At 68.0% G+C, this 26421-nt stretch carries 20 protein-coding genes; 13 read left to right on the top strand and 7 right to left on the bottom strand.

Annotation, left to right across the window (positions count from 1 at the left end; all coding sequences use genetic code 11):
* Window positions 1-21: 21 nt before the first annotated feature.
* On the bottom strand, window positions 22-2340 hold the full coding sequence (ftsH, locus tag AU187_RS23910; RefSeq protein ID WP_059101691.1) for an ATP-dependent zinc metalloprotease FtsH: 2319 nt from the start codon (window positions 2338-2340) through the stop codon (window positions 22-24).
* A 188-nt stretch (window positions 2341-2528) separates the two neighbouring features.
* Here ftsH and AU187_RS23905 point away from each other — a divergent pair, with 188 nt between their 5' ends.
* The 3 genes from AU187_RS23905 to AU187_RS23895 are packed head-to-tail and all read left to right on the top strand — an operon-like array spanning window position 2529 to window position 5277.
* Window positions 2529-3494 carry an alpha/beta fold hydrolase gene (locus AU187_RS23905; RefSeq protein WP_172800355.1) on the top strand — a complete coding sequence of 322 codons (966 nt, stop codon included), beginning with the start codon at window positions 2529-2531 and terminating at the stop codon, window positions 3492-3494.
* Window positions 3495-4514 (top strand): zinc-binding dehydrogenase, encoded by a 1020-nt coding sequence (locus tag AU187_RS23900; protein ID WP_059101693.1) that lies wholly within the window; start codon window positions 3495-3497, stop codon window positions 4512-4514.
* Window positions 4515-4530: 16 nt separating this feature from the next.
* Window positions 4531-5277 (top strand): SIMPL domain-containing protein, encoded by a 747-nt coding sequence (locus AU187_RS23895; protein WP_059101694.1) that lies wholly within the window; start codon window positions 4531-4533, stop codon window positions 5275-5277.
* Here the strand turns inward: AU187_RS23895 and AU187_RS23890 are convergent.
* From AU187_RS23890 to dacB, 5 genes are all read right to left on the bottom strand, one after another.
* The gene (locus AU187_RS23890) at window positions 5274-7493 is read right to left on the bottom strand and encodes a molybdopterin-dependent oxidoreductase (RefSeq protein ID WP_059101695.1); all 2220 of its coding nucleotides are present in this window, start codon (window positions 7491-7493) and stop codon (window positions 5274-5276) included. The genes AU187_RS23895 and AU187_RS23890 overlap by 4 nt on opposite strands.
* A 198-nt stretch (window positions 7494-7691) precedes the next feature.
* Complete coding sequence (gene hpt / locus AU187_RS23885; protein ID WP_059167443.1) at window positions 7692-8282, bottom strand: hypoxanthine phosphoribosyltransferase; 591 nt, start codon at window positions 8280-8282, stop codon at window positions 7692-7694.
* Entirely contained in the window at window positions 8269-9258 is a 990-nt protein-coding gene (gene tilS / locus AU187_RS23880) for a tRNA lysidine(34) synthetase TilS (protein ID WP_059167442.1), read from the bottom strand. Before tilS ends, hpt begins: the two co-directional genes overlap by 14 nt.
* Window positions 9237-10298, bottom strand: coding sequence for an Rv3626c family coenzyme F420 biosynthesis-associated protein (locus tag AU187_RS23875; RefSeq protein ID WP_286132151.1), 1062 nt, complete (start codon window positions 10296-10298; stop codon window positions 9237-9239). Before AU187_RS23875 ends, tilS begins: the two co-directional genes overlap by 22 nt.
* Complete coding sequence (gene dacB / locus AU187_RS23870) at window positions 10295-11674, bottom strand: D-alanyl-D-alanine carboxypeptidase/D-alanyl-D-alanine endopeptidase (protein WP_059167441.1); 1380 nt, start codon at window positions 11672-11674, stop codon at window positions 10295-10297. Before dacB ends, AU187_RS23875 begins: the two co-directional genes overlap by 4 nt.
* Window positions 11675-11794: 120 nt before the next feature.
* Here dacB and AU187_RS23865 point away from each other — a divergent pair, with 120 nt between their 5' ends.
* From AU187_RS23865 to AU187_RS23855, 3 genes are all read left to right on the top strand, one after another.
* Window positions 11795-12289, top strand: a complete 495-nt coding sequence (locus AU187_RS23865) for an inorganic diphosphatase (protein WP_059167453.1) — start codon at window positions 11795-11797, stop codon at window positions 12287-12289.
* Window positions 12290-12409: 120 nt separating this feature from the next.
* On the top strand, window positions 12410-12934 hold the full coding sequence (locus tag AU187_RS23860; protein ID WP_172800349.1) for a 2-oxo-4-hydroxy-4-carboxy-5-ureidoimidazoline decarboxylase: 525 nt from the start codon (window positions 12410-12412) through the stop codon (window positions 12932-12934).
* A 60-nt stretch (window positions 12935-12994) separates the two neighbouring features.
* Window positions 12995-14146, top strand: a complete 1152-nt coding sequence (locus AU187_RS23855; RefSeq protein WP_059167440.1) for a serine hydrolase domain-containing protein — start codon at window positions 12995-12997, stop codon at window positions 14144-14146.
* 4 nt (window positions 14147-14150) lie between these two features.
* On the opposite strand, the gene AU187_RS23850 is transcribed toward AU187_RS23855, so the two are convergent.
* Complete coding sequence (locus AU187_RS23850) at window positions 14151-15158, bottom strand: TerC family protein (protein WP_059101700.1); 1008 nt, start codon at window positions 15156-15158, stop codon at window positions 14151-14153.
* A gap of 293 nt (window positions 15159-15451) precedes the next feature.
* Between AU187_RS23850 and AU187_RS23845 the strand changes: the two genes are divergently transcribed.
* The 7 genes from AU187_RS23845 to AU187_RS23815 all read left to right on the top strand — a co-directional run bounded on the left by AU187_RS23845 (window position 15452) and on the right by AU187_RS23815 (window position 26282).
* On the top strand, window positions 15452-19381 hold the full coding sequence (locus AU187_RS23845) for a Pls/PosA family non-ribosomal peptide synthetase (RefSeq protein WP_156442408.1): 3930 nt from the start codon (window positions 15452-15454) through the stop codon (window positions 19379-19381).
* On the top strand, window positions 19378-20736 hold the full coding sequence (locus AU187_RS23840) for a M1 family metallopeptidase (RefSeq protein ID WP_059167451.1): 1359 nt from the start codon (window positions 19378-19380) through the stop codon (window positions 20734-20736). Before AU187_RS23845 ends, AU187_RS23840 begins: the two co-directional genes overlap by 4 nt.
* Window positions 20733-22010 carry a polysaccharide biosynthesis protein gene (locus tag AU187_RS23835; protein WP_059167438.1) on the top strand — a complete coding sequence of 426 codons (1278 nt, stop codon included), beginning with the start codon at window positions 20733-20735 and terminating at the stop codon, window positions 22008-22010. Before AU187_RS23840 ends, AU187_RS23835 begins: the two co-directional genes overlap by 4 nt.
* 62 nt (window positions 22011-22072) lie before the next feature.
* Window positions 22073-23050 (top strand): UDP-glucose 4-epimerase GalE, encoded by a 978-nt coding sequence (gene galE / locus AU187_RS23830; protein ID WP_059167437.1) that lies wholly within the window; start codon window positions 22073-22075, stop codon window positions 23048-23050.
* A complete protein-coding gene (locus AU187_RS23825) occupies window positions 23034-24824 on the top strand; it encodes a hypothetical protein (RefSeq protein WP_082691882.1) in 1791 nt (596 codons plus the stop codon). The genes galE and AU187_RS23825 overlap by 17 nt, the downstream gene beginning before the upstream one ends.
* Window positions 24825-24848: 24 nt before the next feature.
* A complete protein-coding gene (locus AU187_RS23820; RefSeq protein WP_059167436.1) occupies window positions 24849-25349 on the top strand; it encodes an EspA/EspE family type VII secretion system effector in 501 nt (166 codons plus the stop codon).
* Between the two features lie 57 nt (window positions 25350-25406).
* Window positions 25407-26282: an alpha/beta fold hydrolase gene (locus tag AU187_RS23815; RefSeq protein WP_286132149.1), complete on the top strand. Its 876-nt coding sequence runs from the start codon at window positions 25407-25409 to the stop codon at window positions 26280-26282.
* Window positions 26283-26421 lie beyond the last annotated feature (139 nt).

Here is a 26421-nt window from a genome sequence, read left to right as displayed (position 1 = left end):
TCCTGTGAGCCTGCCTGCTTGTCAGCCGTTTCGCCGGCTGTTGTCCTGACCCTGATCCTCGTTGGGCTGGGGCGCGTTCGGTTGGGCGCCGGGCGGGCCGGGCTGCGGATAGGGCTGATACTGCGGATAGGGCGGCGCGCCGGCGGCATTGGGGTGGTGCCAACCCGCCTGCGGCGGCGGATACCAGTAACCGTGGGGCTGCTGGACCGGCGGCTGTTGCGGCTGTTGCTGCTGCGGGGGCCAACCCGGGGCGTGCCAGCCGGCGGGAGCGCCGTAGTCCGGCTGCGTCGGCGCATTACCGGAGGATCCGTTGCCGCTGCCGTTGGTTCCGTTCTGGCCGCCCTCGGCGAGCTTGGTGGCTTCGGCGGCCTTGGTGGCCGCGGCGATCGCGGCCTTGAACGCCGGCTCGGGCACCGGTTTCGGCCATTCCTCACCGCGCTCGATGGCGAGCTCGCCGGGCGTCTTGATCGGCGGTTTGTCGGACGGCACGCGGCCACCGAAGTCGTCGAACATGGTCAACCGCGGACGCTTCTTCACGTCGCCGAAGATCGCTTCGAGCTCGCGCCGGTGCAGCGTCTCCTTCTCCAGCAGTTCGCCGGCGAGGGTGTCGAGCACGTCGCGATACTCGGTGAGAATCTCCCACGCCTCGGTGTGCGCGGCCTCGATGAGCTTGCGGATCTCGTCGTCGATGATCTGCGCGACCTCGTGGCTGTAGTCGGGTTGGGTGCCCATAGTGCGGCCCAGGAACGGGTCGCCGTGCTCGGTGCCGTACCGCACCGCGCCGAGCTTGGAGCTCATGCCGTACTCGGTGACCATCGCGCGGGCGATCTTGGTGGCTTGCTCGATGTCGGAAACCGCGCCGGTGGTCGGCTCACGGAACACCAGTTCCTCGGCCGCTCGTCCGCCCATCGCGAACACCAGCCGGGCGATCATCTCGGAGCGGGTCATCAGACCCTTGTCGTCCTCGGGCACCGCCATGGCGTGTCCGCCGGTGCGGCCGCGGGCGAGGATCGTCACCTTGTAGATCGGGTCGATGTCGGGCATCGCCCACGCCGCCAGGGTGTGACCACCCTCGTGGTAGGCGGTGATCTTCTTCTCGTGCTCGCTGATGATGCGGCTCTTGCGGCGCGGCCCGCCGACGACGCGGTCGACGGCCTCTTCGAGCGCGGGACCGGTGATGACGGTGCCGTTCTCGCGGGCGGTCAGCAGCGCAGCCTCGTTGATGACGTTGGCCAGGTCGGCGCCCGACATGCCGACCGTGCGCTTGGCCAGCCCGTCGAGGTCGGCGTCGTCGGCGATCGGTTTGCCCTGCGAGTGCACCCGCAGCACCGCCCGGCGGCCGGCCAGATCGGGGTTGGAGACCGGGATCTGGCGGTCGAAGCGGCCGGGGCGCAACAGCGCCGGGTCGAGGATGTCGGGCCGGTTGGTGGCGGCGATCAGGATGACGCCTTGGCGGTCGCCGAAACCGTCCATCTCGACGAGCAGCTGGTTGAGCGTCTGCTCGCGTTCGTCGTGGCCGCCGCCCAGGCCGGCGCCGCGCTGGCGACCGACCGCGTCGATCTCGTCGACGAAGATGATGCACGGGCTGTTCTGCTTGGCCTGCTCGAACAAGTCCCGCACCCGCGAGGCACCGACGCCGACGAACATCTCGACGAAGTCGGAGCCGGAGATCGTGAAGAACGGCACGCCGGCCTCGCCCGCGACGGCCCGCGCCAGCAGCGTCTTACCGGTGCCGGGCGGACCGAACAGCAGCACGCCCTTCGGGATCTTGGCGCCCAGCGCCTGATACCGCGACGGATTCTGCAGGAAGTCCTTGATCTCGTAGAGCTCTTCGACGGCCTCGTCGACACCGGCCACGTCGGCGAACGTGGTCTTGGGCATGTCCTTGGTCAACTGCTTGGCCCGCGACTTGCCGAAACCGAAGCCCATCCGGCCGCCGGTCTGCATCCGGGAGAACATCACAAACAACGCGACCAGCAACAACAGCGGCAGCAGGTAGATCAGCAGCGAACCGAGCATGCTGCCCTGGTTGACCACGGTGTTGGTCTTGACGTTCTTGTCCTGCAGCGCCTCGAACAGCGTCGCGCCGTAGCCGGTCGGGTACTTGGTGATGACCTTGTCGCTGCCTTCGACCTCGTTCTTCAGCTCGAGCCGGAGCTGTTGTTCGCGGTCGTCGATCTGGGCCGACTCGACGTTGTCGCCATTGATCTGGGCGACCGCCACCGACGTGTCGATGGGCTTGTAGCCGCGGGTGTCGTCGCTGAAGTAGTAGAAGGACCAACCCAGCAACAGCACGACCGCGATCACGGTCAGCGTGCGGATGACATTTTTCCGGTTCATCAACTATCCGTCGTCGTTCGGCCGCAAGGGCCGCTAGTTCTGTCCAATGTGCGCAGCTGGAATAGTTCAGGCTACCGCTAGACCAACGATCCGAGGTTCCCGACGGTTCTCCGCCGAGCGAACGCTTGTTCGCGAGTTCACCCGCGTTTTGTGTTCACAACCGTACTTTCGGCGTCGAAGATATGAGCGTGCTCACACCGGCCGAGCGGTTTGTCGATACCAATGGCGTCCGGCTGCGGGTGCTCGAAGCGGGTGAGCCGGGCGCGCCGCTGGTGGTCCTGGCCCACGGCTTCCCCGAACTTGCCTACTCCTGGCGCCATCAACTGCCGGCGCTCGCCGAGGCCGGTTATCACGTGCTGGCGCCCGATCAGCGCGGCTACGGGGCGTCGTCGCGGCCCGGCGCCATCGACGCCTACAACGTCGTCGAGCTGTGCGCCGACGTGGTCGGCCTGCTCGACGACGCCGGCGCGGAGCGGGCCGTCATCGTCGGCCACGACTTCGGCGGCGTCGTGGCGTGGGCGGCACCGCTGCTGCACCCGGACCGGTTCGCCGGCGCGGTCGGCATCTGCGCACCGCCGGTGCCGCGCTCGCGGGTGCCCACCACGCAGGCGTTCCGCCGCATTTTCGGCGAAAAGTTCTTCTACATCCTCTACTACCAGGAGCCCGGCCCGGCCGACGCGGAGTTGAACCGCGACCCCGCCATGACCATGCGCAAGTTGTTCGGCTCGGCCACCGCGGCCAAGGACGGGCTCGTCGACCAGCGGATGCTCGAGCCGGGTCCGCACGGCTTTCTCGCGCGCATTCCGGAACCCGGCGACCTACCCGACTGGATCAGCCAGGACGAATTCGACTACTACGTCGAGGAGTTCACCCGCACCGGGTTCACCGCACCGTTGAACTGGTACCGCTGTTTCGATCTCAACTGGGAACTGACCGCGGCCACCCCCGCCGCCACGATCGCGGTTCCCTCGCTGTTTCTCGGCGGCGCCGACGATCCGACCCTGGCCTACACGCCGCGACACCGCGCCCGCGAAATCGTCACCGGCGACTACCGCGAAGTGATGATCGACGGCGCCGGGCACTGGCTGCCGCAAGAACGGCCCGCCGCGGTCAACGCGGTGCTGCTCGATTTCCTCGCCGGATTGGAGTGGTGAATGCGCGCTGCCGTACTGCGCGGCGGACGGATGGTGGTCCGCGACGACGTGCCCGAACCGGTTCCCCTGGAGGGTCAGGTCCTCGTCGCGGTCAAAGCCTGCGGGATCTGTGGCTCGGATCTGCACTTCGCGAAGCACGGCGACCAGATGGTTCGGCTCACCCGCGAGATCACGGGAATGCCAGTGCAAGGCGGTCTGCCCGTCGACGTCGACGACGACGTGTACATGGGCCACGAGTTCAGCGCCGAGATCCTCGAGGCCGGCCCGCGCACCGACGCGCCGGCACCTGGAACGGTCGTGACATCGCTGCCGGTGTTGCTGTCGCCGAACGGTTTCGAGCCGATCCTGTCGAGCAACACGGTGCTCGGCGGGTACGCCGAGCGGATGCTGCTGTCGGCGCCGCTGCTGCTGCGCGTGCCCGACGGTGTCGACCCGCGGCACGGCGCCCTCACCGAACCGATGGCCGTCGGGCTGCACGCGGTCAACAAGTCCGCCATCGCACCCGATGAGGCCGCCCTCGTCATCGGCTGCGGCCCGATCGGCATCGCGATCATCGCCGCGTTACGGCTCAAAGGCGTCGAACACATTGCGGCCGCCGACTTTTCGGCGACACGCCGGGAACTCGCCGCGACGATGGGCGCGCACGTGACGCTGGACCCGGCGGACGGGTCACCGTTCGACACCGCGAAGCCCGCGGTGATCTTCGAGGCTGTCGGCGTGCCCGGCATCATCAACGACGTGATGCGACGCGCACCGCTGGGCAGCCGCTTGGTGGTGGCCGGTGTCTGCATGCAGCCCGACACCGTGCTGCCGCTGTTCGGCATCGCGAAGGAGATCAACGTGCAGTTCGTCAACGCCTACGACCACAACGAATTCGCGGAAGCGTTGCGCGCCATCGCCGACGGCCACATCGATGTCTCGCCGCTGATCACCGGCGAGGTCGGTCTCGACGGGGTGGGCGCCGCGTTCGAGGAGTTGGCCCATCCCGACACGCACTGCAAGATCATGGTGACGCCCTGACGGTAGGGTGCCGGTCATGCCAATCGCTGCGCGGGCGAAGACGCCCATCCGAGTCCTCGCCGTCGCCGCGGTGGGATTGATCGCCGTCCTTGCGGGCTGTGACGCGAAGTCCAGCCCGGTCCTCACCAACGACGACAGCGCGCCGCGTCAGGTCACGGTCGTCGGAACCGGCGAGGTGCTCGGCACGCCCGACACGCTGACGATCAACGCGGCGATGGAGGTCGTCGCCCCCGACGCTGCCGGCGCCTTGAACCAGACCAGCCAGCTGCAGCGTGGCGTCATCGACGCATTGGTCGACTCGGGCATCGACCGCAAGGACATCAACACCTCTCAGGTCAGTGTGCAGCCGCAGTACGCCGGCGGCGACTCCACCAACATCACCGGGTATCGGGCGTCGAACACCATCGACATCAAGATCCGCGAGCTGAACACGGCGTCGCAGGCGTTCGGGATCATCGCAAGCAGGGGCGGCAACGCGATGCGGATCAACGACGTCACCCTCGCAATCGAGGACGATTCGCAGCTCGTCCGCGAGGCGCGCGCCCGGGCGTTCAACGACGCCAAGAGCCGGGCCGAACAGTACGCGCTGTTGGCCGACCTGGATCTGGGCAAGGTCATCTCGATCTCGGAGGCGCCGTCGTCGACGCCTCCGACGCCGTATCCGGGTCCGCGCGGTCCGGCGGCGGAGATGGCCGCCGTGCCGGTCGAGCCCGGCCAGCAGGCCGTCGGCTTCAACGTGACGGTGGTCTACGAGCTCACCTAACCCGCGGGCGCGATGTCGACCGGTATGCCGTTGAGCACAGTCGTGCCCGACAGCGGATCCAGATGGTTGCCGTCGTTGAGCTGGTTGACATTCACCCCGGGCTCGTCCGCGGCGACGCGTTGTCCGGTGCCGCCGCGGTCGTGGCCCCATCCGTGCGGCAGCGACACCACGCCGCGGCGCATTTCGGGGGTGATCTCCACCGGGGCCAGGAGCTCGCCGCCGGGCCCCTTGACGACGGCCGTGTCGGTCAGGCCGAGATCGGCCGCGTCGTCGGGATTGATGCGCAGCGTGCACCGGTTCGACCCGCCCGACAACGCGTGCAGGTTGTGCATCCAGCTGTTGTTCGATCGCAGGTGCCGTCGCCCGATCAGTACGAACCCGTCGGCGCGCCGTCCCAGCGCATTCCGCAGCCGCGGGACATCAGCGGTCAACTGGTGCGGTGCGAGTTCGATTCGGCCACTTGGTGTCCGCAGCACCTCGGCGAGCCGCGGCCGCAGCGGGCCGAGGTCGATGCCGTGCGGCGCCGCCTTGAGCTTGGCGAGCGTGAGGCCGTCGGGTCTGGCGCCGAACGCGTCCCCGTAAGCACCGAGTCGCAGCATCATGTCGAGGCGCCGTTCGTAGCCCGGCGCGGGCGGCAGCATCGCCGTCAGTTCGTCGACGGACCGCCCGGCGACCGGCGAATGGGGGTCGCCGACCTCCTTGGCCAACGTCGTGGCGATCACCTGGTCGTCGACCAGCATCGGATCCGCATCGTGCCCGAGGCCGTACAGGATCAGGGCGATGCGCGACAGTATCTCGACTTCGTCCGGCCGGCCGGCCAGCGGAAGGGCAGGCGGTGAATAGCGGGCGTTGTTCCGCACCGCGGCGCTGTTGAGCGCGATGTCGAAATGTGCGCTGCGCGACGGCGGAGGCGGAGGCAGGATGACGTCGGCGTGCCGAGTGGTCTCGTTGAGATACGGGTCGACGCTGAGCATGAACTCGACGCTGTCGAGCGCCTTGGCGAGGCGGTCCCCGTCGGGCGCCGACAGCACCGGGTTGCCCGCGATCGTGATGACGGCCTTGATCTGGCCGTCGCCGGGGGTGTCGATCTCCTCGGCGAACGCCGCGGCCGGTAGCTCCGACAGCGCTTCGGGATAGCCGGATACCCGGCTGTGCCAGCGGCCGGTGAGGAAGCCGCGGCCCGGCTTCGGCGGGCGTGGCGCGGGCGCGATCGGCGAGAGCGGGAACATCGCACCGCCGGGGCGGTCCAGATTGCCGGTGAGAATGTTGACGACGTCGACCAGCCAACTGCCCAGCGTGCCGAATTCCACTGTGGACGTGCCGATTCGACCGTAGACGGCCGCCGACGGCGCGGCCGCGATCTCGCGGGCCAGGGTGCGGATGTCGTCGGCGGGCACTTCGCAGTAGGCGGCCACGGTGTCCGGGGAGAAGTCAGCGGTCAGCGCGCGGACCTCATCGATGCCGTCGACATGCCCGGCGAGTTCCTTCAGGTCGACGAGGTCTTCGTCGAACAGCACGTTGACGACACCGGCGAGCAGCGCCGCGTCGGTGCCCGGCCGGGGCGCGAGGTGGCGGTCGGCGAGTTCGGCGGTGCGGGTGCGGGCGGGGTCGATGACGACGAGGCGTCCGCCGCGCTTCCGCAGCGCGCGCAGCTTGCCAGGGAAGTCCGCAGCGGTCGCCAGACTGCCGTTGGAGACAAGGGGATTCGCGCCGATGACCACGAGGTAGTCGGTGCGGTCGAGGTCGGGCACGGTGAACGCGACCGGGCTGCCGAACATGTAGCCCAGCGCGACGTGCTTGGGCATCTGGTCGAGTGTGCTCGCCGAGTACACCTGCCGGGTGCCCAACGCTTTCACGACGAGCGGCGTGTACAGCCCGCCGGCGATGGTGTGGGCGTTCGGGTTGCCGAGGTACGCGCCGACCGCCGCGCCGCCGTGTTCGGCGATGACACCGCCGAGCCCCTCGGCAACCGCCGCGTACGCCTCCTCCCACGTCGCCTCGGTCAGCACGCCGTCCCGCCGGATCAGCGGGCGGGCCAACCGGTCGGGGTCGTTGTCGAGTTCGGCGAAGCTGGCGCCTTTCGGGCAGATGAAGCCCTTGCTGAACACGTCGTCTTTGTCGCCACGGGCACCCGTGATGCGACCGTCGTCGATGGTCAGGGTCAGGCCGCAGGTCGCCTCACAAATTGGGCAGATGCGAAGGGCTGTTTCGCTCATGGTCCTCATCCTGCGCCGAGCAGGTGATTCGCGCCATTACTTGAGGCATAGTTGGCGCGTCTTGCGCCGCGACCTGCCGGTTGCGCCGCTACGTGATCGGTAATCACCTCAGCTTGCACACCGATCAACGTTTTGCGGCCCGCTACTCGCCCGTTGTCGGCAAAACGTTGAGTGGTGTGACGCGCGAGGATCGTCGCCTCAATCCTGGTCATAGACCTTCGGGTCCAACGTCCCGATGTAGTTGAGGTCGCGGTAGCGCTCGGCGTAGTCCAGGCCGTAGCCGACGACGAACTCGTTGGGGATGTCGAATCCGACGTGTGCGATGTCGACGTCGGCGCGCACCGCGTCGGGTTTGCGCAGCAGCGCGCACACCCGCAGGGAGCGGGGGTGGCGGGTCGCGAGGTTGCGCAACAACCAGGACAGGGTCAGGCCGGAATCCACGATGTCCTCGACGATGAGCACGTCGCGGCCGTTGATGTCGCGGTCGAGGTCTTTGAGGATGCGCACCACGCCGGACGACGACGTGGACGAGCCATACGAGCTGACCGCCATGAACTCCAACTGCGTCGGCAGCGGAATCGCCCGCGCGAGGTCGGTGACGAAGAAGACCGCGCCCTTGAGCACGGTCACCAGCAGCAGGTCCTGGCCGCCTGCTTCGACGGCGTCGCGGTACTCCTCGCCGATGCGCGCACCGAGTTCGGCGATCTTTGCCTGAATCTCGTCGGACGACAGCAGCACCGACTTGATGTCGCCGGAGTACAGCTCGGCGGGTTGGTCAGGCACGGGCACAGTTTTCCACGTTTCGTACCGGCTCGGTGTGCAGGGTCAACATGCCGTCACGGCGAGCGGCGATCAGTCGTCGCTCACGAAGGGGGGATCCGACCGCCACGCCACCTTGGCCTCGCCACGCCGTCACCAGCGCGTCCACCCCGCGAATCTGCTTGACGGTCAGATCGCTGGCGCCACCGTCGAGCAGCCAGCGTCGAATCACCCGCAGCCGCAGGGCTTCCGGCAGTACGGTCAGTTTTTCGGTGTCGAGTGCACCGTCGCCGCGAATGTCGAGCAGCGCGCGGTCGGCGAGTTCGTCAAGCGTGTCGGTATCGGCGCGCAACGCGCTCGCGGTGCGGGCGAGCGCCTCGGCGACACCGCCGCCGAGCACGTCTTCGAGCAGTGGCAACACCTCCTCGCGCAGCCGGACCCGGGTGAAGCGACGGTCGGAGTTGTGCGGATCCTGCCACGGATCCAGTCCGAGTTCGGCGCACGCGGCCCGGGTCACCGCCCGCCGAACGCCGAGCAGCGGCCGGTACCACGGCGGGTCGCACGGTCGCATACCGGCGATGGACCGCGCCCCCGAGCCGCGGCCCAACCCCAGCAGAACCGTCTCGGCCTGGTCGTCCAGCGTGTGCCCGAGCAGCACCGGCGCCCCGTCCCGCGCCGCGTCGAGCACCCGGTAGCGGGCGGTGCGCGCGGCCGCTTCCGGTCCGCCTGTAGTGCCGACGTCGACGCGGATCACCTGTGTCGCAACGCATCCGAGTGACTGAGCCTGCTGCTGTGCGGTTTGCGCCACGGCCGCTGAGTTCGGCTGCAGCTGGTGATCCACGATCAACGCGGTGGTCGGTTTCACACCGGCCGCGGCCGCGGTCAACGCGAGAGAATCCGCGCCGCCGGACAGTGCGACGCACCAGCGGTCGTCGCCGGCGCAGTGGTCACGGGTGAACGCGGTGACGGCCGCCCGTACCGCGGTTACAGCACCCTGTCGATCCATCGTTGTGGCTCGTCGATTTCTTTTGGCAGAGGCAGTGTTTCGGGACCGGACCACACGGAGTTGAACCGGGCCATCCCGACAGCGGACACCACGTGGTCGACGAATGCCTTGCCGCGGGTGTACTGGCTGAGCTTGGCGTCGAATCCGAGCAATGCGCGCACCACCCGCTGCAGTGGCGGCTGTTTGCGTTGCCGCCGCTCGTCGAACCGGCTGCGGATGGTGGCCACCGACGGCACCACCGCGGGGCCGACCGCATCCATCACATGGTCCGCGTGACCTTCGAGCAGCGTGCCCAACACCAGAAGCTGGTCGAGCGCCTCGCGCTGCGGCTCGGATTGCACCGCACGCAGCAGCCCGATCACACCGTTCGAATTGGCATCCTGCGCAGCCCCGTTGGCGTTCCCGCGGCGACTGCGCACGAATTCCGCGAGCCGCGAGACCATTTCGGCGATGTCGTCGCTGTTTTCCTCGGTGAGTACGGCCAGCGCCCGAGACATGTGATCCGCCAGCCACGGGTTGGCGCGGAACTGCACCCGGTGGGTGACCTCATGCAGGCACACCCACAGCCGGAAGTCGTAAGGCTGCACGCGAAGTTGCCGCTCCACCGCGATCACGTTGGGGTAGACCAGCAGTAGTTCACCACCGTCGGGGCCGAAAGGGTCGTACTGGCCGAGGATGCCCGACGAGATGAATGCGAGCACCGCGCCGGTCTGGGCGCCGGTGATCCGGCCGCTGATGAAACCCTTGGGATTCTCGGTTCCGCCGGTCATCACCCGCATGGACCGCGTGGCGGCGCGGATCCACTGCGGCCGGTCCACGATCCGGGCCTCGGGGATCTCGCCACCCTCGTTCAAACCGGTCACCTCGCGCACCGGCAGTTCGGCGGAGCGCGCCGCCTCGGACAACTGCTCGATCACCTGACGCCGCGTGTACTCGCTCGACGCCGGACCCGGGCGGGCCAGCTTCTCCCCGACCGTCGCCGCGAACTTCCAGTCGACGGCGCGACCGACGGAGAGTGAGGACTTGGTCGTCGATGTCATACGTTGCATCCGCACGTTCGCAGCGTGGCGGCCAGGTTGTCGAGCGCGATGCGCCCGGTCGGGCCGGCGTTGTTGGAGATCAGCGCAAACGTCAGGACGCGTCCGCTCGCGTCGGTGACGATGCCGGCCAGTGAGTTGGTGCCGGTCAGCGACCCCGTCTTGGCGCGCAGGAAACCGGCGGCGGGCTTGACGATGTCGGTGTCCAGATAACGGTTGGACAGTGTTCCGCTGCCCCCGGCGATCGGCAGCAGGTCGACCAGCGGCCGTAGCGACGGATGGTCGCTTCCGGCCGCCGCCTGGACCACCTCGTCCAGCGTCTCCGCGGTGAGGCGGTCATCGACAGACAGTCCGCTGGAGTCGAACAACCTCGCGCCGGTGGTGTCGATTCCGGCTTCGTCGAGAGCGCCGAGCGTCGCACGGACGGCGCCGTCGAAGCTCTGCGGCAGGTTCCTCTCCGCGGCGACCTCCCGGCCGATCGCCTCGGCCATCACGTTGTCCGAGGCGTTCATCATTTCGCGCAGCCTTGGCATCAGCGGCGGCGACTGCACCGCGGCGATCTCCTTGCCGCCGCTTGCGCTTCCGGGCCGCACGCTCACCTTCGCCGGGTCGATCTCCAGCGCGGCCGCCAGCGCCCGGCCGGCGTCCAGCGCAGGTGTGCGCGACCGCGCGGAGTCCACGCTCACCGGCTGGGTGCGCCCGCAGTCGAGCATCACCGACTCCATCGGCGCGATGTCCCCGCCGTCGATGTCCAGCGGATCCCACCCCGGCGCCATCGTCGGGCCGCTGTAGGTGCTGGTGTCGACCTGCACGGCGGTCACCTCGATGCCGCTGCCCAAGACCTGCTCGGCCAGGTCGCTGATGCGCGCCGCGTCGCGGTACCAGGTCTCCTGTCCGGCGGGCGCGGCCGACAAGGTCGGGTCACCACCGCCCTTGAGCACCACCACCCCGGGCGCGTCGCCGCTGTACACGCGGGTGGTCAGCCGGGCGTCGCGGTCCAGCGTCAGCAGCGCTGCGGCGGCGGTCAGCATCTTGTTGGTCGACGCCGGCTGCATCGGTACCTCGGCTTCCTGCGCCCACAGCGTGGTCCCGCTGATGGCGTCGGTGACACGGCCGGTCAGGTGGCCCAGGTTCGGGTCGGCCAGCGCGGGCGCGAGCACGGCGGCCAACCGGTGCGGTACCGGCTTCGGCGCCGAGTCGGCAACCGGCACGACGGCGGGGTTCGCCGTTGCGGCAGCGGGCGCCGGCTTGACGGCGGCAGCTTCGGTGGACGGACCCGCGGTGAGCAGCGCGGCAACCACCACGACCACGGCGATCAGCACCAACACCGCCGCCCCGACCGCCATGTGCGTGGATCGCCGCCACCGAATGGGCCGCATGACACTCCTGCTCAACTAGACCGCCCCCGTACAGCAGCGTATCGCTCCATTAAGGTTGACCCGCGTTCTCACAGGACGACCCAGACCAGAGCACAGGGCAAGGAGCCAGGGCACGTGCAGATCGACAGCCAATATGAGGTAGTCATCGAGATTCCCAAGGGTTCGCGCAACAAGTATGAAGTGGACCACGACACCGGCCGGGTGAAGTTGGACCGCTACCTGTATACGTCGATGGCCTATCCGACCGACTACGGATTCTTCGAAGACACCCTCGGCGAGGACGGCGACCCGCTCGACGCGCTGGTGCTGCTGCCCGAATCGGTGTTTCCCGGCTGCGTCGTCGAGGTTCGTCCGGTCGCGATGTTCCAGATGACCGACGAGGCCGGCGGCGACGACAAGGTCCTGTGCGTGCCGGCCGACGACCCGCGGTGGGAGCACATCCAGGATCTCGGTGACGTCCCCTCCTACGAACTCGAGGCCATCAAGCACTTCTTCGTGCACTACAAGGACCTCGAGCCAGGTAAGTACGTCAAGGCCGCCGATTGGGTGGGGCGTGAGAAGGCCGAGGCGGAAGTGCAGGCGTCGGTGCAGCGGTTCAAGGAATCGGGTCACTGAGCCTGACCCCGGGCCCCTGAAACCCGCTCAAGTCCACTGAAACCCACTGAAATCTACTGAATTTTCCTCGCTGTAACCCGAGGTAACCTGCCTGTTCTCCACGGCTTCGATCATGATTCTGTGTTGATGCATCAGGGGATCGGCCTCGACGTGTTCAACGCAATGCCGATGCGCAGGGCGGTGCACGCCGTGTACGAATGTTGCTACAGCGTGCCGCTGGCCGCCGATCTGGCGCGCGCTCGTCCCTATCCCGATCACGCCGCGATGTTCCGCGAGGCGGACGCATTGTTGTTCGGGCTGTCGGAGCACTCCGTCGACACGATCCTGCAGGCGTATCCGGACGTCGGGCGGCGACCGGGCAGCGAAAAGTCGGCCGCCGAACAATGCGCGATCTGGTGCGACCAACCCGAGATGATGGAGCGGCTGGCCCGGGCCTCGAGGCGCTATGTCGAACATTTCGGCTTCGGCTTCGTGATGTTCGTCAACGGCTACGGCGCCGAACAGGTGCTCGCGACGGTGACCGACCGGATGCACAACGACGTCGACACCGAGCGCAAGATCGTCCGCAACGAGTTGGCCCGCATCAACCGCACCCGCTTCGAGCGCATGCTGGGTCCCGAGGGCGGCTACGACAACTGGTGGTGAGCCTGGTCGGCCGTGCGCCAACTGGCCACTCGACGCCCGCGCCGCGGGCATGATGAGCCGATGCACACCGTCATCGACGGCCACTGGGACAGCCGATTCGACAAGGTGGCCGAGGCCCTCGCCGACGAGATCACCAAAGGCGAGGAACTCGGTGCGTCCATCGCGGTCGATATCGACGGCGAGTCCGTCGTCGACATCTGGGGCGGCCACGCCGACCGCGGGAAGACGACCCCATGGGTCCGCGACACGATCGTCAACTTCTGGTCCTGCAGCAAGACGCTCACCGCGCTCGCGGCGTTGATGGTCATCGACCGGGGCCGGCTCGACCCCTACGCCCGGGTCGCCGACTACTGGCCCGAGTTCGCGGCGAACGGCAAGCAGGACATCGAAGTCCGACATCTCTTGGCGCATACCTCCGGGGTGTCGGGCTGGGAGGCGCCATTCGGGCTCGAGGACATGTACGACTGGGACAGTTCGACCAGCCGCCTGGCGGGTCAAGCTCCGTGGTGGCCGCCCGGGACGGCGTCGGGCTATCACGCACTCAACTACGGCCATCTCATCGGCGAGGTGATCCGGCGCGTCACGGGCAAGACGCTCAAGGAGTTCGTCCGCGACGAGATCGCCACGCCGTTGGACGCCGATGTGCAGATCGGCACGGCGCCGGAGGACGACCACCGGATCGCCGAGCTGATCCCACCGCCGCCTCTGGACCTGCCGTACGACGTTCTGCCGCAGGATCATCCGATGATCAAGACGTTCGGCACGATCCGGCCCGACCAGGACGTCGCCTCCATCGCCGAGACGGTCGCGTGGCGGCGGGCGGATATCGGCGGCGCGAACGGCCACGGGAACGCCCGGGGACTGGCGCGGGCGCTGTCACCGATCTCGTTGGGCGGCAAGGCCAACGGTGTGCAGCTGCTGGCACCGGCGACCATCGGCCTGATCTTCGACGAACAGTCCAACGGCCCGGACCAGGTGTTGATGATCCCGCTGCGTTTCGGCATCGGCTTCGGACTGCCTTGTCCGGCAAGCGTTCCCGCAATCCCAGAAGGGAACATCTGCTTCTGGGGCGGCTGGGGCGGTTCGATGGCGGTGATGGACGTCGACCGCCGAACGACATTGACTTACGTAATGAACCGGATGGGTCCCGGCACCACGGGAACCGATCGCACGAACCGCTACGCAAAGCTCATCTACGAAGCGCTCGCCTGACCGCTCAGCGTGAATCGATCGATTTCGTGGTCTCGCTCGCGCCGTTCTTCACGTCGTGCACCCGTGTCTTGTAGAGGCTCGCCGCGGTGGTGATGAGCAGCGTCACGACGATCACGCCCAGTGACAGCAGCGTCGGGATCTCGGGCACCGGAACATGCTCGCCGCCGTTGATGAACGGCACCTCGTTCTCGTGCAGCGCATGCAGCAGCAGCTTCACCCCGATGAACCCGAGGATGAACGCGAGGCCCTGAGACAAGAAGACGAGTCGCTTGAGCAGGTCGCCCAGCAGGAAGTACAGCTGGCGCAACCCCATCAGCGCGAACACGTTCGCCGTGAAGACCAGGTACGGCTCCTGAGTCAGGCCGTAGATCGCCGGAATGGAGTCGAGCGCGAAGATCAGGTCAGTGGTGCCGAGCGCGACGATGACGAGGAACATCGGCGTCATCAGCCGCTTGCCGTTGTCCTTCACCCACAGCTTCAGGCCGTCCCACTTGTCGGTCATGCTGAGGTGGTTGCGTGCGAACCTCACCACGATGTTGTCGCCGTCGTCCTCGTGATCGGTGTTGCGGGCGAGGTTGATCGCGGTGTAAATCAGGAACGCGGCGAAGATGTAGAACACCCACGAGAACTGGTTGATCGCGACGGCGCCGAGCGCGATGAAGATGCCGCGGAAGATCAACGCCAGAATGATGCCCACCAGAAGCGCCTGCTGTTGATACTTCCTGGGCACATTGAAGCTCGCCATGATGATCAGGAACACGAACAGGTTGTCCACCGACAGGCTGTACTCGGTGAGCCAGCCGGCGAAGAACTCGAGCCCGTACTGCCCGCCGTGGAAGAACCAGGTCCACAAGCCGAACGCGATCGCCAGCCCCACGTAGAACGTCAGCGCGATCCCGGTCTCCCGTCTCGACGGTTCATGCGGCCGCCTGCCGATCACGATGACGTCGAACAGCAGGATTCCGATCGTCACGCTGAGCGTGATGATCCATTCGAGTTGGGAAACGTTCACTGATCCTCCGGTCGTCATAGCGCCGGAGGTCTCTTCCACCGCCACGACGGCTCGTGTCGGCCCGCAGCACCGGTCGTCCGATGACGGCCGACGTGATGACGACACCGCGGCGAAGGAATACTCCCCTCCGCAGCCGATTCTGCCAGGTACCTGCGAATGACCGAAACCGGGGGAAATCAAACCTGCTGTCGACGACGTCGCCGACGGGCCACGTCCCGGCGTTGTCGTAATCGTGATCACGCCCCGCGTGCGGCGCGGGCAACACCACCCCGTCGCTGAGTAGCTTTGTAGCCGTGACTGGGGAGTCGGCGCCGGAAGTACCGCCTCAATATTTGTTGTCCCCGGTGGCGCCGGCGCCCCGCACGCTCATCGACATCCTCTACGAAACCGCGGGCCGCTATCCCGAAGCGCCCGCGATCGACGACGGCGAGGTGCAGCTCACCTACGCCGAACTCATCACCGACATCGAGGACAGCGTGCGGTGGCTGGCCGCGCGGGGCATCGGCCGCGGCGACCGGATCGGCGTCCGCATGCCATCGGGCAGTTACGCGCTGTACGTCGCGATCCTGGCGACCCTGGCCACCGGCGCCGCCTATGTGCCCGTCGACGCCGACGATCCGCAGGAGCGGGCCGAACTGGTGTTCACCGAGGCCAACGTGGTGGCCATCATCACCGAAGCGGGGCTTTCCCGCGGGCCCGGTTCTTCCCGGGGCTGGCGCGCGGTGTCGCCACTCGGTCGCGACGACGCGTGGATCATCTTCACGTCCGGCTCGACCGGCACCCCGAAAGGCGTCGCGGTCACCCATCGCAGCGCCGCCGCGTTCGTCGACGCCGAGGCACGAATGTTTGTGCAGGACAATCCGATCGGACCCGGCGACCGCGTGCTGGCCGGGTTGTCGGTGGCGTTCGACGCGTCGTGCGAGGAGATGTGGCTGGCCTGGCGCCACGGAGCCTGCCTGGTGCCCGCGCCGCGGTCGCTGGTGCGCAGCGGGATGGATCTGGGGCCGTGGCTCGTCGCGCGGGACATCACGGTGGTGTCCACGGTGCCGACCCTGGCCGCCCTGTGGCCCGCGGAGGCGCTCGAGGCGGTGCGCCTGCTGATCTTCGGCGGCGAAGCCTGCCCGCCCGACCTGGCGCACCGGCTCGCCGTCGAGGGCCGCGAGGTGTGGAACACCTACGGACCGACCGAGGCGACCGTCGTGGCATGCGCCGCCCGCCTGACCGGTGACGGCCCGGTGAGCATCGGGCTGCCGCTGGCCGGCTGGGACCTGGCCGTGGTCGACCGAAACGGTGAGCCGGTGCCGTACGGCGAGGTGGGCGAACTCGTCATCGCGGGGGTGGGGTTGGCGCGCTACCTGGACCCTGAGAAGGACGCGGCGAAATACGCGCCGATGCCACTGCTGGGTTGGTCGCGGGCCTACCGCAGTGGTGACCTGGTGCGGCTGGAACGCGACGGCCTCTACTTCGTGGGTCGCGCCGACGACCAGGCCAAGGTCGGCGGTCGGCGCATCGAACTGGGCGAAGTGGACGCCGCGCTGGTCAATCTGCCCGGCGTCAGCGGCGGTGCAGCGGCGGTGCGCCGAACGACCAGTGGCACCCCGCTGCTGGTCGGCTACGTCACCCTTTCGCCTGCCAGCGACGCCTCGTCGTTCGACCTCACCAAGGCGCGCATCGCGCTGGCCGAGACACTGCCGGCAGCGCTGGTCCCGCGCCTCGTGCTCGTCGACGAGCTGCCGACCCGCACCTCGGGCAAGGTCGATCGCGACGCCCTGCCGTGGCCGCTCGACCCTGCCAGAATCGACGCCGAGGACCACGGCGCCGACCTGACAGGCACGATGGGCTGGCTCGCCGGCCTCTGGCGCGATGTGCTGGGCGCCCCGGTCGACGGCCCCGAAGCGGACTTCTTCGCGCTCGGCGGCGGCTCACTGTCGGCGGCACAACTGGTCGCCGCGCTGCGCCGGCGCCATCCTCAGGTGACCGTCGGCGACCTCTACGACCATCCCCGGCTGGGATCGCTGGCGAGCTTTCTCGATGAACTTGAACCACCACCGCAGGTGGGTCCGCGCGAGGTGAAGCCGACGTCGCGTCTCGCGCAGGGGGCTCAGGTGGCGTTGTCGCTCCCGCTGGCGACGCTGACCGGATTGCAGTGGGTGGTGTGGCTGGCGTTGGCCAACAACGTTCTGGCCGGAGTCGTGCCGTGGACCGCGCCGCTGAATTGGTGGTGGGTCGGGGTGGGCTTCGTCTTGTTCGTCACGCCGATCGGCCGGATGGGCATCGCGGCGCTGTGCGCCCGACTCCTGCTCAGCGGGTTGGCGCCGGGCACCTACCGGCGCGGCGGCCCCGTCCACCTGCGGGTGTGGCTCGCCGAGCGGATCGCCGAAGCCAGCGGCGCCGAAAACCTCGCGGGCGCACCGTGGTTGGTGTTCTACGCGCGCGCACTGGGCAACAAGGTCGGCAAGGGCGTGGACCTGCACTCGACTCCGCCGGTGACCGGGATGCTCAAGCTCGGGCACCGCAGCTCGATCGAGCCGGAGGTCGATTTGTCCGGCCACTGGATCGACGGCGACCGATTCCACGTCGGGCCGATCACCGTCGGAAACGACGCGACCGTCGGTGCGCGCACGACGCTGCTGCCGGGCGCAGTCGTCGGAAAGAACGCCGATGTCGCCCCCGGCTCGGGTGTCGTCGGCAAGGTGAAAAACGGTCAGTACTGGAAAGGTTCGCCCGCGGTGAAGTCGGGCAAGGCGCGGCACCCGTGGCCGGACCACCGCCCGCGCCGGGCCCCGCTGTGGGTAGCGGTCTATGGCGTCACGTCCCTTTTGCTCGGCGGGCTGCCGCTCCTCGCGATCGCCGTCGGGTTGGCCATGCTGGGTTACGGCGTCCGCGATACCGCGTCGGTGACCGACGCGATCGCGCCCGCTGTCCTGTGGACGCCGGTGGCGACGCTGGCCGCGGTGGCGGCCTACGCGGTGCTCACGGTGGCCGGAGTGCGACTGCTGTCGCTGGGATTACGGGAGGGCTATCACCCGGTGCGCAGCCGCATCGGATGGCAGATCTGGGCCACCGAGCGCCTGATGGACGCCGCACGCACCTATCTCTTCCCGATTTATGCAAGCCTGCTCACGCCGTGGTGGCTGCGACTTCTCGGCGCCAAAGTGGGTCGGGGAACAGAGATTTCGACGGCGCTGCTCACCCCGAAATTCACCGTTGTGGAGGACGGTGCGTTCCTGGCCGACGACACCATGGTGGCGTCCTATGAACTGGGCGGCGGCTGGATCCACGTCGCGAAGGCGACAATCGGCAAGCGGGCTTTCCTCGGAAACTCGGGCATCACCCAACCGGGCCGCAGAGTGCCCGACGACGGGCTTGTCGCCGTGCTGTCGGCGGCCCCGCGCAAGGCCAAGGCGGGGTCGTCCTGGCTAGGCAGTCCGCCGGTCAGGTTGCGCCGCAAACCGACTGCGGCCGACGCGCTGCGCACCTTCGCGCCGTCGGCGCGGCTGAAGCTGCTGCGCGGGCTGGTCGAGACGTGCCGCATAGTCCCGCTGATCGTGACGTTCGCCATCGGTGTCGCGGTGTTGCTCGCCTTACAGTGGCTGGCGGTGCACGCCGGTTGGGGGTGGTCTGCGCTGGCCGGCGGTGCGGTGCTGCTGGGGGCCGGCGCGGTCGCCGGGATCACCGCCGTCATCGCGAAATGGCTTGTGGTCGGGCGTATCGAGGCCGACGAGCATCCGCTGTGGTCGCCGTTCGTCTGGCGTAACGAGGTCTCCGACACCTTCGTCGAAACGGTCGCCGCGCCGTGGTTCGCGCGCGCAGCCAGCGGCACGCCGGTGATGAACCTGTGGCTGCGCGCACTGGGCGCCCGGATCGGCCGCGGCGTCTGGTGTGAGACGTACTGGCTGCCGGAGGCCGACCTGGTCACCCTCGAGACGGGCGCAACGGTCAACCGCGGCTGCGTCGTGCAGACCCACCTGTTCCACGACAGGATCATGCGAATGGACACCGTTGTGCTGGAACGCGGTTCGACACTCGGCACGCATTGTGTCGCACTGCCCGCGGCGCGCATCGGCGCGGGAGCGACCGTCGGCCCCGCTTCGCTCGTGATGCGTGGCGATGAGGTGCCGCCGTCGACGCGCTGGCAGGGCAATCCCATCGCGCCGTGGCTTGCGCCGCACAAGAAGCGCCGTGGCGCGTCGGCACCTTCGACCAGAACAACGGCCGCGTGACGAGCAGCAAGAAGAAGGCCGCGGACGCGAGGAGCGGAGGTGCCGGAGCGCCGGTCATCGACCCGTACGTACCGGCCAGCGGCAACTTCGGTTACCGGGTGTCGCGCTATGAACTCGATCTCGAGTACAAGGTGGCGATCAACCGGCTCGCGGGCACGGCGACGATCACCGCGGTGACGCTTGCGGCGTTGCGCACCTTCACCCTCGACCTCAGCGACACGCTGTCGGCGACGAAGGTGACCGTCAATGACGCTCGCTCGCAACGGTTTCACACCTCGGCGGGCAAACTGCACATCGCATTGCGTGACACGCTGCCGGCCGGCGCGGCGATGACGATCGTCGTGCGCTACGGCGGGGCTCCGCGGCCAATCCGTTCGCTGTGGGGTGACGTCGGGTTCGAGGAACTGACCGACGGCGCCCTGGTCGCCGGCCAGCCGAACGGTGCACAGTCATGGTTTCCCTGCGACGACCACCCGAGTGCCAAGGCGAGCTTTCGCATCCAGATCACCACCGAGAGCCCGTATCGCGCGATCGCCAACGGCGAGTTGGTGTCGCGGCGTGCGCGGGCCGGGATGACGACGTGGACCTACGAGCTGCCGGAGCCGACGTCGACCTACTTGGTCACGGTGCAGATCGGGATGTACGACCGGCATCGCATGGCCAAGAACGGCATTCCGATCGACGCAGTGCTGCCGGACCGGTTGCTCGGCAACTTCGAACACGACTTCGCCCGACAGCCGCAGATGATAAAGCTGTTCGTCAAGCTGTTCGGCGCCTACCCGCTGAGCGGGGGCTACACCGTCGTGGTCACCGACGACGAACTCGAGATTCCCGTGGAAGCGCAAGGTATTTCGATCTTCGGCGCCAACCACTGCGACGGTAGCCGCGGCGCCGAGCGCCTCATCGCGCATGAACTCGCCCATCAGTGGTTCGGCAACTCGGTGACCGCGAAACGGTGGCGGCACATCTGGCTGCACGAGGGCTTCGCCTGCTACGCCGAGTGGCTGTGGTCGGAGAACTCCGGCGGCCGCAGCGCCGAGGACTGGGCGCGGCACTACCATCAGCGGCTCGCAAGCTCGCGGCAGGACCTCGTCCTCGCCGATCCAGGTCCGCGGGACATGTTCGACGACCGGGTGTACAAACGCGGCGCGCTCACGCTGCACGTACTGCGGCGCCATCTCGGTGATGCCAACTTCTTTGCCCTACTGCAGGATTGGACTGCGCGCTATCGGCACAGCACCGTGGTGACCGACGATTTCACCGGCCTGGCATCGCATTACACAAACACGTCACTGCGACCGCTGTGGGACCGCTGGTTGTATTCGACGGACCTTCCCGCGCTGGATCCGTCGTGACCGATGCGGGCGCGCCGTTCGATGCGCTCAGCGCAAGCGGCACATCGCCGACCGGTCCGGTCGCGCGCAGCAGCGTCGCTCGGGTCGGTGCGGCGACTGCCGTGTCCGCGCTGTGCGGTTACGCGGTGCTGTATCTGGCAGCCCGCGACCTCGAACCAGCGGGCTTCTCGGTGTTCGGGGTGTTCTGGGGAGCGTTCGGACTCGTCACGGGCGCGGCGTTCGGCCTGCTGCAGGAGGCCACCCGGGAGGTGCGCACCGCCGGCGATCTCGAGGCAGCCGACGGGCCACACACCCGTCCGGTGCGGGTGGCCGCCGTCGTCGGCGTCGTGTCGGCAGCGGCGATCGCGGTGAGCTCACCGCTGTGGTCGGAGCATGTGTTCGTCGAATCACGGTGGCTCTCGATCGCGTTGCTGGCCGTCGGGCTGGCCGGGTTCTGTTTGCACGCAACGCTGCTCGGGATGCTGGCGGGGTTGAACCGATGGACGGCCTACGGCTCGCTGATGGTGACCGACGCCGGGCTGCGGGTGCTGGTGGCCACCGCGACGTTTCTGATCGGCTGGGGGCTGGTCGGCTACCTGTGGGCCACCGTGGCGGGTGCGGTGGCATGGCTGCTCATGTTGATCGCCTCACCCACCACCCGGCACGCCGCCGGCCTGCTGACCCCGGTTCGCACCGCGACGTTCCTGCGCGGCGCGATGCACTCGATCGCCGCGGCGGGCGCCAGCGCGATCCTCGTGATGGGATTTCCCGTGCTGCTCAAGGCGACCTCGGGCGAGCTCGGCGCGGCCGGAGGTGTGGTGATCCTCGCCGTGACGCTGACCCGGGCGCCGCTGCTCGTTCCGCTCACGGCGATGCAGGGAAACCTGATCGCCCACTTCGTCGACCAGCGCGCGCACCGGTTGCGTGCGCTGGCGGCCCCCACGGTCCTCGTCGTCGGCGTCGGTTCGCTGGGCATGCTCGCCGCGTGGACGGTCGGGCCGTGGTTGCTGCGCAGCGGGTTCGGCGCAGAGTACCGGGCCGACGGCGCGCTGCTGGCCTGGCTGACGGCCGGGGCGACCGCGATTGCGTTGCTCACACTGACCGGTGCGGCGGCGGTGGCGGCGTCGCTGCACCGCGCGTACTCGCTGGGCTGGGTGTCGGCCACGGTTGCCTCGACGCTGTTGCTGCTGCTACCCCTCGACCTGCAGACCCGCACGGTGTTCGCGCTGATGTGCGGGCCGCTGGTCGGTATCGCGGTGCACCTGCGCGCGCTGTCACGCAAGCGCACAGGGTGATCGAGGGTGCGGATCGAGATCGTCCGTATGCTGGCCCCCGTTCCGAGGGTGAGGATGATCGAATGACTTGGCTGGTGACCGGTGGAGCCGGGTATATCGGTTCGCATGTGGTGCGCGCTTTCTCGGCCGCCGACATGCCTGTGGTGGTGATCGACGACCTCTCAACCGGCCTCGAGCGATTCGTTCCGTCGAACGTCCCTCTGGTGCGCGGCAGCCTGCTCGATGGTCAACTTGTCGCCCGTACGCTCGACGAGCATCGCGTGGCCGGCGTCGTACACATCGCGGGCTTCAAGTACGCAGGTGTCTCGGTGCAACAACCGCTACGCACCTACGAGCAGAACGTCTCGGCGACGGTCACGCTGCTCCAGGCGATGGAAGCCGCCGGCACCGACAAAATTGTGTTCTCGTCCAGCGCAGCCACCTACGGAACACCGGATGTCGACATCGTCACCGAGCAGACGCCGACGGCACCCGAATCGCCCTACGGCGTCAGTAAGCTCGTGGGGGAGTGGATCATTCGCGACACTGCCCGTGCGTGCGGGCTGCGGCACACGAGCCTGCGTTACTTCAACGTGGTCGGCTCCGGGTCGGAGGATCTGTTCGACGTCAGCCCGCACAATCTGTTTCCTCTGGTGTTCGACATGCTCTGTCGCGGAGAGACTCCGCGGATCAACGGTGCGGACTACCCGACGCCGGACGGCACCTGCGTGCGTGACTACATCCACGTGTCGGATCTGGCGCTCGCGCATGTCGCCGCGGCGAGGCGATTGGCCGCCGGCGAGCCGATCGAAGCCGTCTACAACCTCGGCAGCGGCAGCGGCACCTCGGTTCGCGAGATCATGACGACGATCCGCGATGTCACCGGCTTCGATTTCGAGCCGATCATCGCCGCGCGCCGACCCGGTGACCCAGCGCGCATCGTCGCGTCGGGTGATCTGGCGGCGCGCGACCTGGACTGGCGGATGCGGCACTCGCTGGAGGAAATGGTGCGGTCTGCCTGGACCGCTCGCCGGCAAGCAGGGGATGCGTATCCCCGGTAACGCTTGGCTGGGCACCTGGGTCGCTCGCACCGCCGTCGTCCTGATCGTCGTGCAGTTGGCGATCCGGGCGGTACTTGCGTTCGGCGGCTACTTCTACTGGGACGATCTGATCCTGATCGGTCGCGCCGGCACGCAACCACTGCTGTCGCCGGCATATCTGTTCGACGACCACGACGGCCACGTCATGCCCGCGGCGTTCCTCGTCGCGGGCGGCATCACCCGGTTGGCGCCGCTGAACTGGGTCGGCCCGGCGATCAGCCTGCTGGTCCTGCAGTTGCTGGCTTCGTTGGCGTTGCTGCGGGCCCTGCACGTGATCCTCGGTTGGCGGCCGGTGTTGTTGCTGCCGTTGACCTTCGCGCTGTTCACGCCGCTGGCGGTGCCCGGATTCGCGTGGTGGGCCGCGGCGCTGAACTCGCTGCCGATGCTGGCCGCGATGGCATGGGTGTGCGGCGACGCGATCCTGTTGGTGCGCACCGGTAGAAGGCGTTACGCGGCGACGGGTTTGTTGGTGTACGTCGGCGGATTGCTGTTCTTCGAGAAGGCGGCAGTGATCCCGTTCGTCGCGTTCGCGGTCGCTGCGCTGTTGGCGCATGTGACCGATACCGCATCGGTGAAGGCGGTGTGGCGCAGAGGTGTCCGCCTGTGGGTGCCGTCTCTGCTGATTACGGCCGGATGGATCGCCGTCTACCTCGTCGTGGTCGACCAGAAGCGCTGGAGTCTGGACCTGGCGATGACGCGGGACCTGCTCGCGCGGTCGGTGACGCACGGAATCGTGCCGGGCCTGGTCGGCGGCCCGTGGGACTGGCAGCGCTGGGCCCCGGCATCGCCGTGGGGAACCCCGCCGCTGACTGTGATGGTGCTGGGTTGGGTGGCGCTGGCCGCGGTGGTTGCGGTGACGGTGCTGCGCAAGCGGCGCATCGGCGCGGTGTGGCTGGTGGCGGCGGGCTACGCGGTGGCCTGCCAGATCCCGATCTACCTGATGCGCTCGTCGCAGTTCACCGCTTTGGAGCTGGCGCAGACGCTGCGGTATCTGCCGGATCTCGTCGTGGTGCTGGCGCTGCTAGCGGCGGTCGGACTGTGCGCGCCGAACCGGGAGGGGTCGGAATGGCTGGACGCGTCGCGCACCCGCACGGCCGTGATCTGTTCGCTGACCGCAGCATTCGTGGCGAGCAGCCTGTACTCGACCGCGACGTTTCTGACGAGTTGGCGCGACAACCCGGCGCAACCGTATCTGCAGAATGCGGTGGCGGGGTTGGCCGAGGCCGCCCGGACGTCCGATGCGCCGATGCTCGACCAGGAGGTCGACCCCATGGTGTTGCAACGGGTGGTGGGCCCGGAGAACCGCGCCAGCCACATGTTCGCGCTGCTCCCGCATCGTCCTGAATTCGCCGCGGCCACACCGGAATTGCGCATGCTGGACAATGCGGGTCGCGTGGTCGACGGCAAGGTCACGTGGGTGCGCAGCATCGCATCGGGCCCCGCGCCGGGTTGCGGATACCTGGTGCAACCCGATGCCCCGGTCCGGATGCCGTTGGACGGCCCGCTGCTGCCGGCCGACTGGACGGCAGAGATCAATTACCTGGCCAACAGCGACGGCTCGATGATGATGTCGCTGTCGGAGGGCCAGGAGGTCAAGGTGCCGGTCCGGCCGGGCCTCAACAGGGTGTTCGTCCGACTCCCTGGTGCCGGAGACGCGATCGAAGTGCGCGCGAACACCGCGGCGTTGTCGGTGTGCATCGCCTCTGGGCCGGTCGGATTCGTGGCGCCGAGGTAGCCGGCGGGCTGAGATACTTGACCGATGAGCGTGATCGACGCGTTCCTGACGACTTGGTCGAACGCGCGCCGGACCTATCGTGAGGGCGCCCCGCAGACCGGTGCGCAGTACGACAACAGCAGCGCGCTGCGCGCGCTGCAGTCCGACCTCGAGTCGGCCGCACCGGGTTTCCGGTGGAACGGCCGCGCCGCCACCGACTACGACGAGGCCAACACCGGGCACCGGCGCGTCATCGGTGGGCTAGCCGATCTGGACCGGCGACTGGCAGCCGAAGTCGACAATTCCGCGCAGTCGGTGGGCGCCGGCCGCCGCGATCTCGACGACTTGCGCAGGTGGGTCGTCGACGCCGCCAACAGCATCCCGGCGGGCAAGAACGGCGACCCGATGCGCGTGGTCATCGCGCAGAAGGGCCTTGCGCAACTGCAGGAGATCATGCACCGCACCAACGCCGAGTCCCACGCGATCGGCGCACGCATCAGGATGCTGGAGCAGGAGTATCGCGCGCTCGGCGGAAACCACGAGTGACCGCACTTCCGCGATCGCCGAGCGGGTAATGGAAGCGTTCCGTGCCACGCTGGAAAGGTGAGTATCGCACCGGTCACCCACCACCGCGTCACCGTCGACGGTATCGACACCTTCTATCGACAAGCGGGCCCGTCAGGGGCGCCTGTCGTCGTGCTGCCACACGGCTACCCGGCGTCTTCCTACGTGTATCGCAATCTCATGGCCGCCCTCGGCGACCAGTGGCGCCTCGTCGCACCCGACATGCCCGGATTCGGTTACAGTGCAACACCTTCACCGGATGACTTCGGCTACACCTTCGACGCCTACGCGGCGTTTCTGCAGTCCTTCGTCAACAGCCTCGGTCTCCAGCGTTACGTCATCTGGCTGCACGACTACGGCTCTCAGTTCGGCTTCCGTCTCGCCCTCGCCGAGCCCGGCCGCGTCGCCGGACTCATCATTCAGAACGGCGACATCTACGCCGACGCCTTCGGACCCAAGTACGGCTTCCTCAAGAAGCTTTGGGACAACCCGGGGCCCGCGTCGCGTCGCCGGATCGCCCGGCATGTCACCCTCGCAGGTTTCGAAAGCGAATTTCGCGGCGAACTTCGCGCTGAGGTCGCCGACCGCATCAGCCCCGACCTGTGGACGCTGCACTGGTCGCTGATGAACACCCCCGACCGGTTGGCCAACCTCATCCGGCTGCTCGAAGACCAACCGTCGACGCTCGACTGGTTCGCCCAGGAGCAGGCCTATCTCCGCGAGCACCGACCTCCGACGCTGATCGTGTGGGGTCCGCACGACGGGTACATGCCCGAGGAATCGGCGCGGGCCTATCACCGCGACCTACCTGATGCGCCGCTTCACCTGCTGGGCGGCGGACACTGGCTGCTGGAAACACACCTCGACGAAGTGGTGCCACTGGTCCGCGAGTTCCTTCACCGAGCGCACGGTTGAGGTACGCAAATTCGGAGCGACGGGACACCAAGCGTGCGCTCGGCGCGAAAGAGCTGGAGCCACTGTCTGACGTCGGTTGATCCTTGACGAATCTGTTTCGGTTGATCCTTGACACTCGGTGTTAGTGGTTTAGGCCTGC

Source organism: Mycobacterium sp. IS-1556, assembly GCF_001499985.1.
Taxonomy (GTDB): Bacteria; Actinomycetota; Actinomycetes; order Mycobacteriales; family Mycobacteriaceae; genus Mycobacterium.
This window is presented reverse-complemented; position numbering and strand designations above follow the sequence as displayed.

Bases quoted from the DNA above. Each gene is read 5' to 3' on its own strand.
- ftsH (WP_059101691.1), bottom strand. From the start codon at position 2,340: ATGAACCGGAAAAATGTCATCCGCACGCTGACCGTGATCGCGGTCGTG.
- AU187_RS23900 (WP_059101693.1), top strand. From the start codon at position 3,495: ATGCGCGCTGCCGTACTGCGCGGCGGACGGATGGTGGTCCGCGACGAC.
- AU187_RS23895 (WP_059101694.1), top strand. From the start codon at position 4,531: ATGCCAATCGCTGCGCGGGCGAAGACGCCCATCCGAGTCCTCGCCGTC.
- AU187_RS23890 (WP_059101695.1), bottom strand. From the start codon at position 7,493: ATGAGCGAAACAGCCCTTCGCATCTGCCCAATTTGTGAGGCGACCTGC.
- tilS (WP_059167442.1), bottom strand. From the start codon at position 9,258: ATGGATCGACAGGGTGCTGTAACCGCGGTACGGGCGGCCGTCACCGCG.
- AU187_RS23875 (WP_286132151.1), bottom strand. From the start codon at position 10,298: ATGACATCGACGACCAAGTCCTCACTCTCCGTCGGTCGCGCCGTCGAC.
- dacB (WP_059167441.1), bottom strand. From the start codon at position 11,674: ATGCGGCCCATTCGGTGGCGGCGATCCACGCACATGGCGGTCGGGGCG.
- AU187_RS23855 (WP_059167440.1), top strand. From the start codon at position 12,995: ATGCACACCGTCATCGACGGCCACTGGGACAGCCGATTCGACAAGGTG.
- galE (WP_059167437.1), top strand. From the start codon at position 22,073: ATGACTTGGCTGGTGACCGGTGGAGCCGGGTATATCGGTTCGCATGTG.
- AU187_RS23825 (WP_082691882.1), top strand. From the start codon at position 23,034: ATGCGTATCCCCGGTAACGCTTGGCTGGGCACCTGGGTCGCTCGCACC.
- AU187_RS23820 (WP_059167436.1), top strand. From the start codon at position 24,849: ATGAGCGTGATCGACGCGTTCCTGACGACTTGGTCGAACGCGCGCCGG.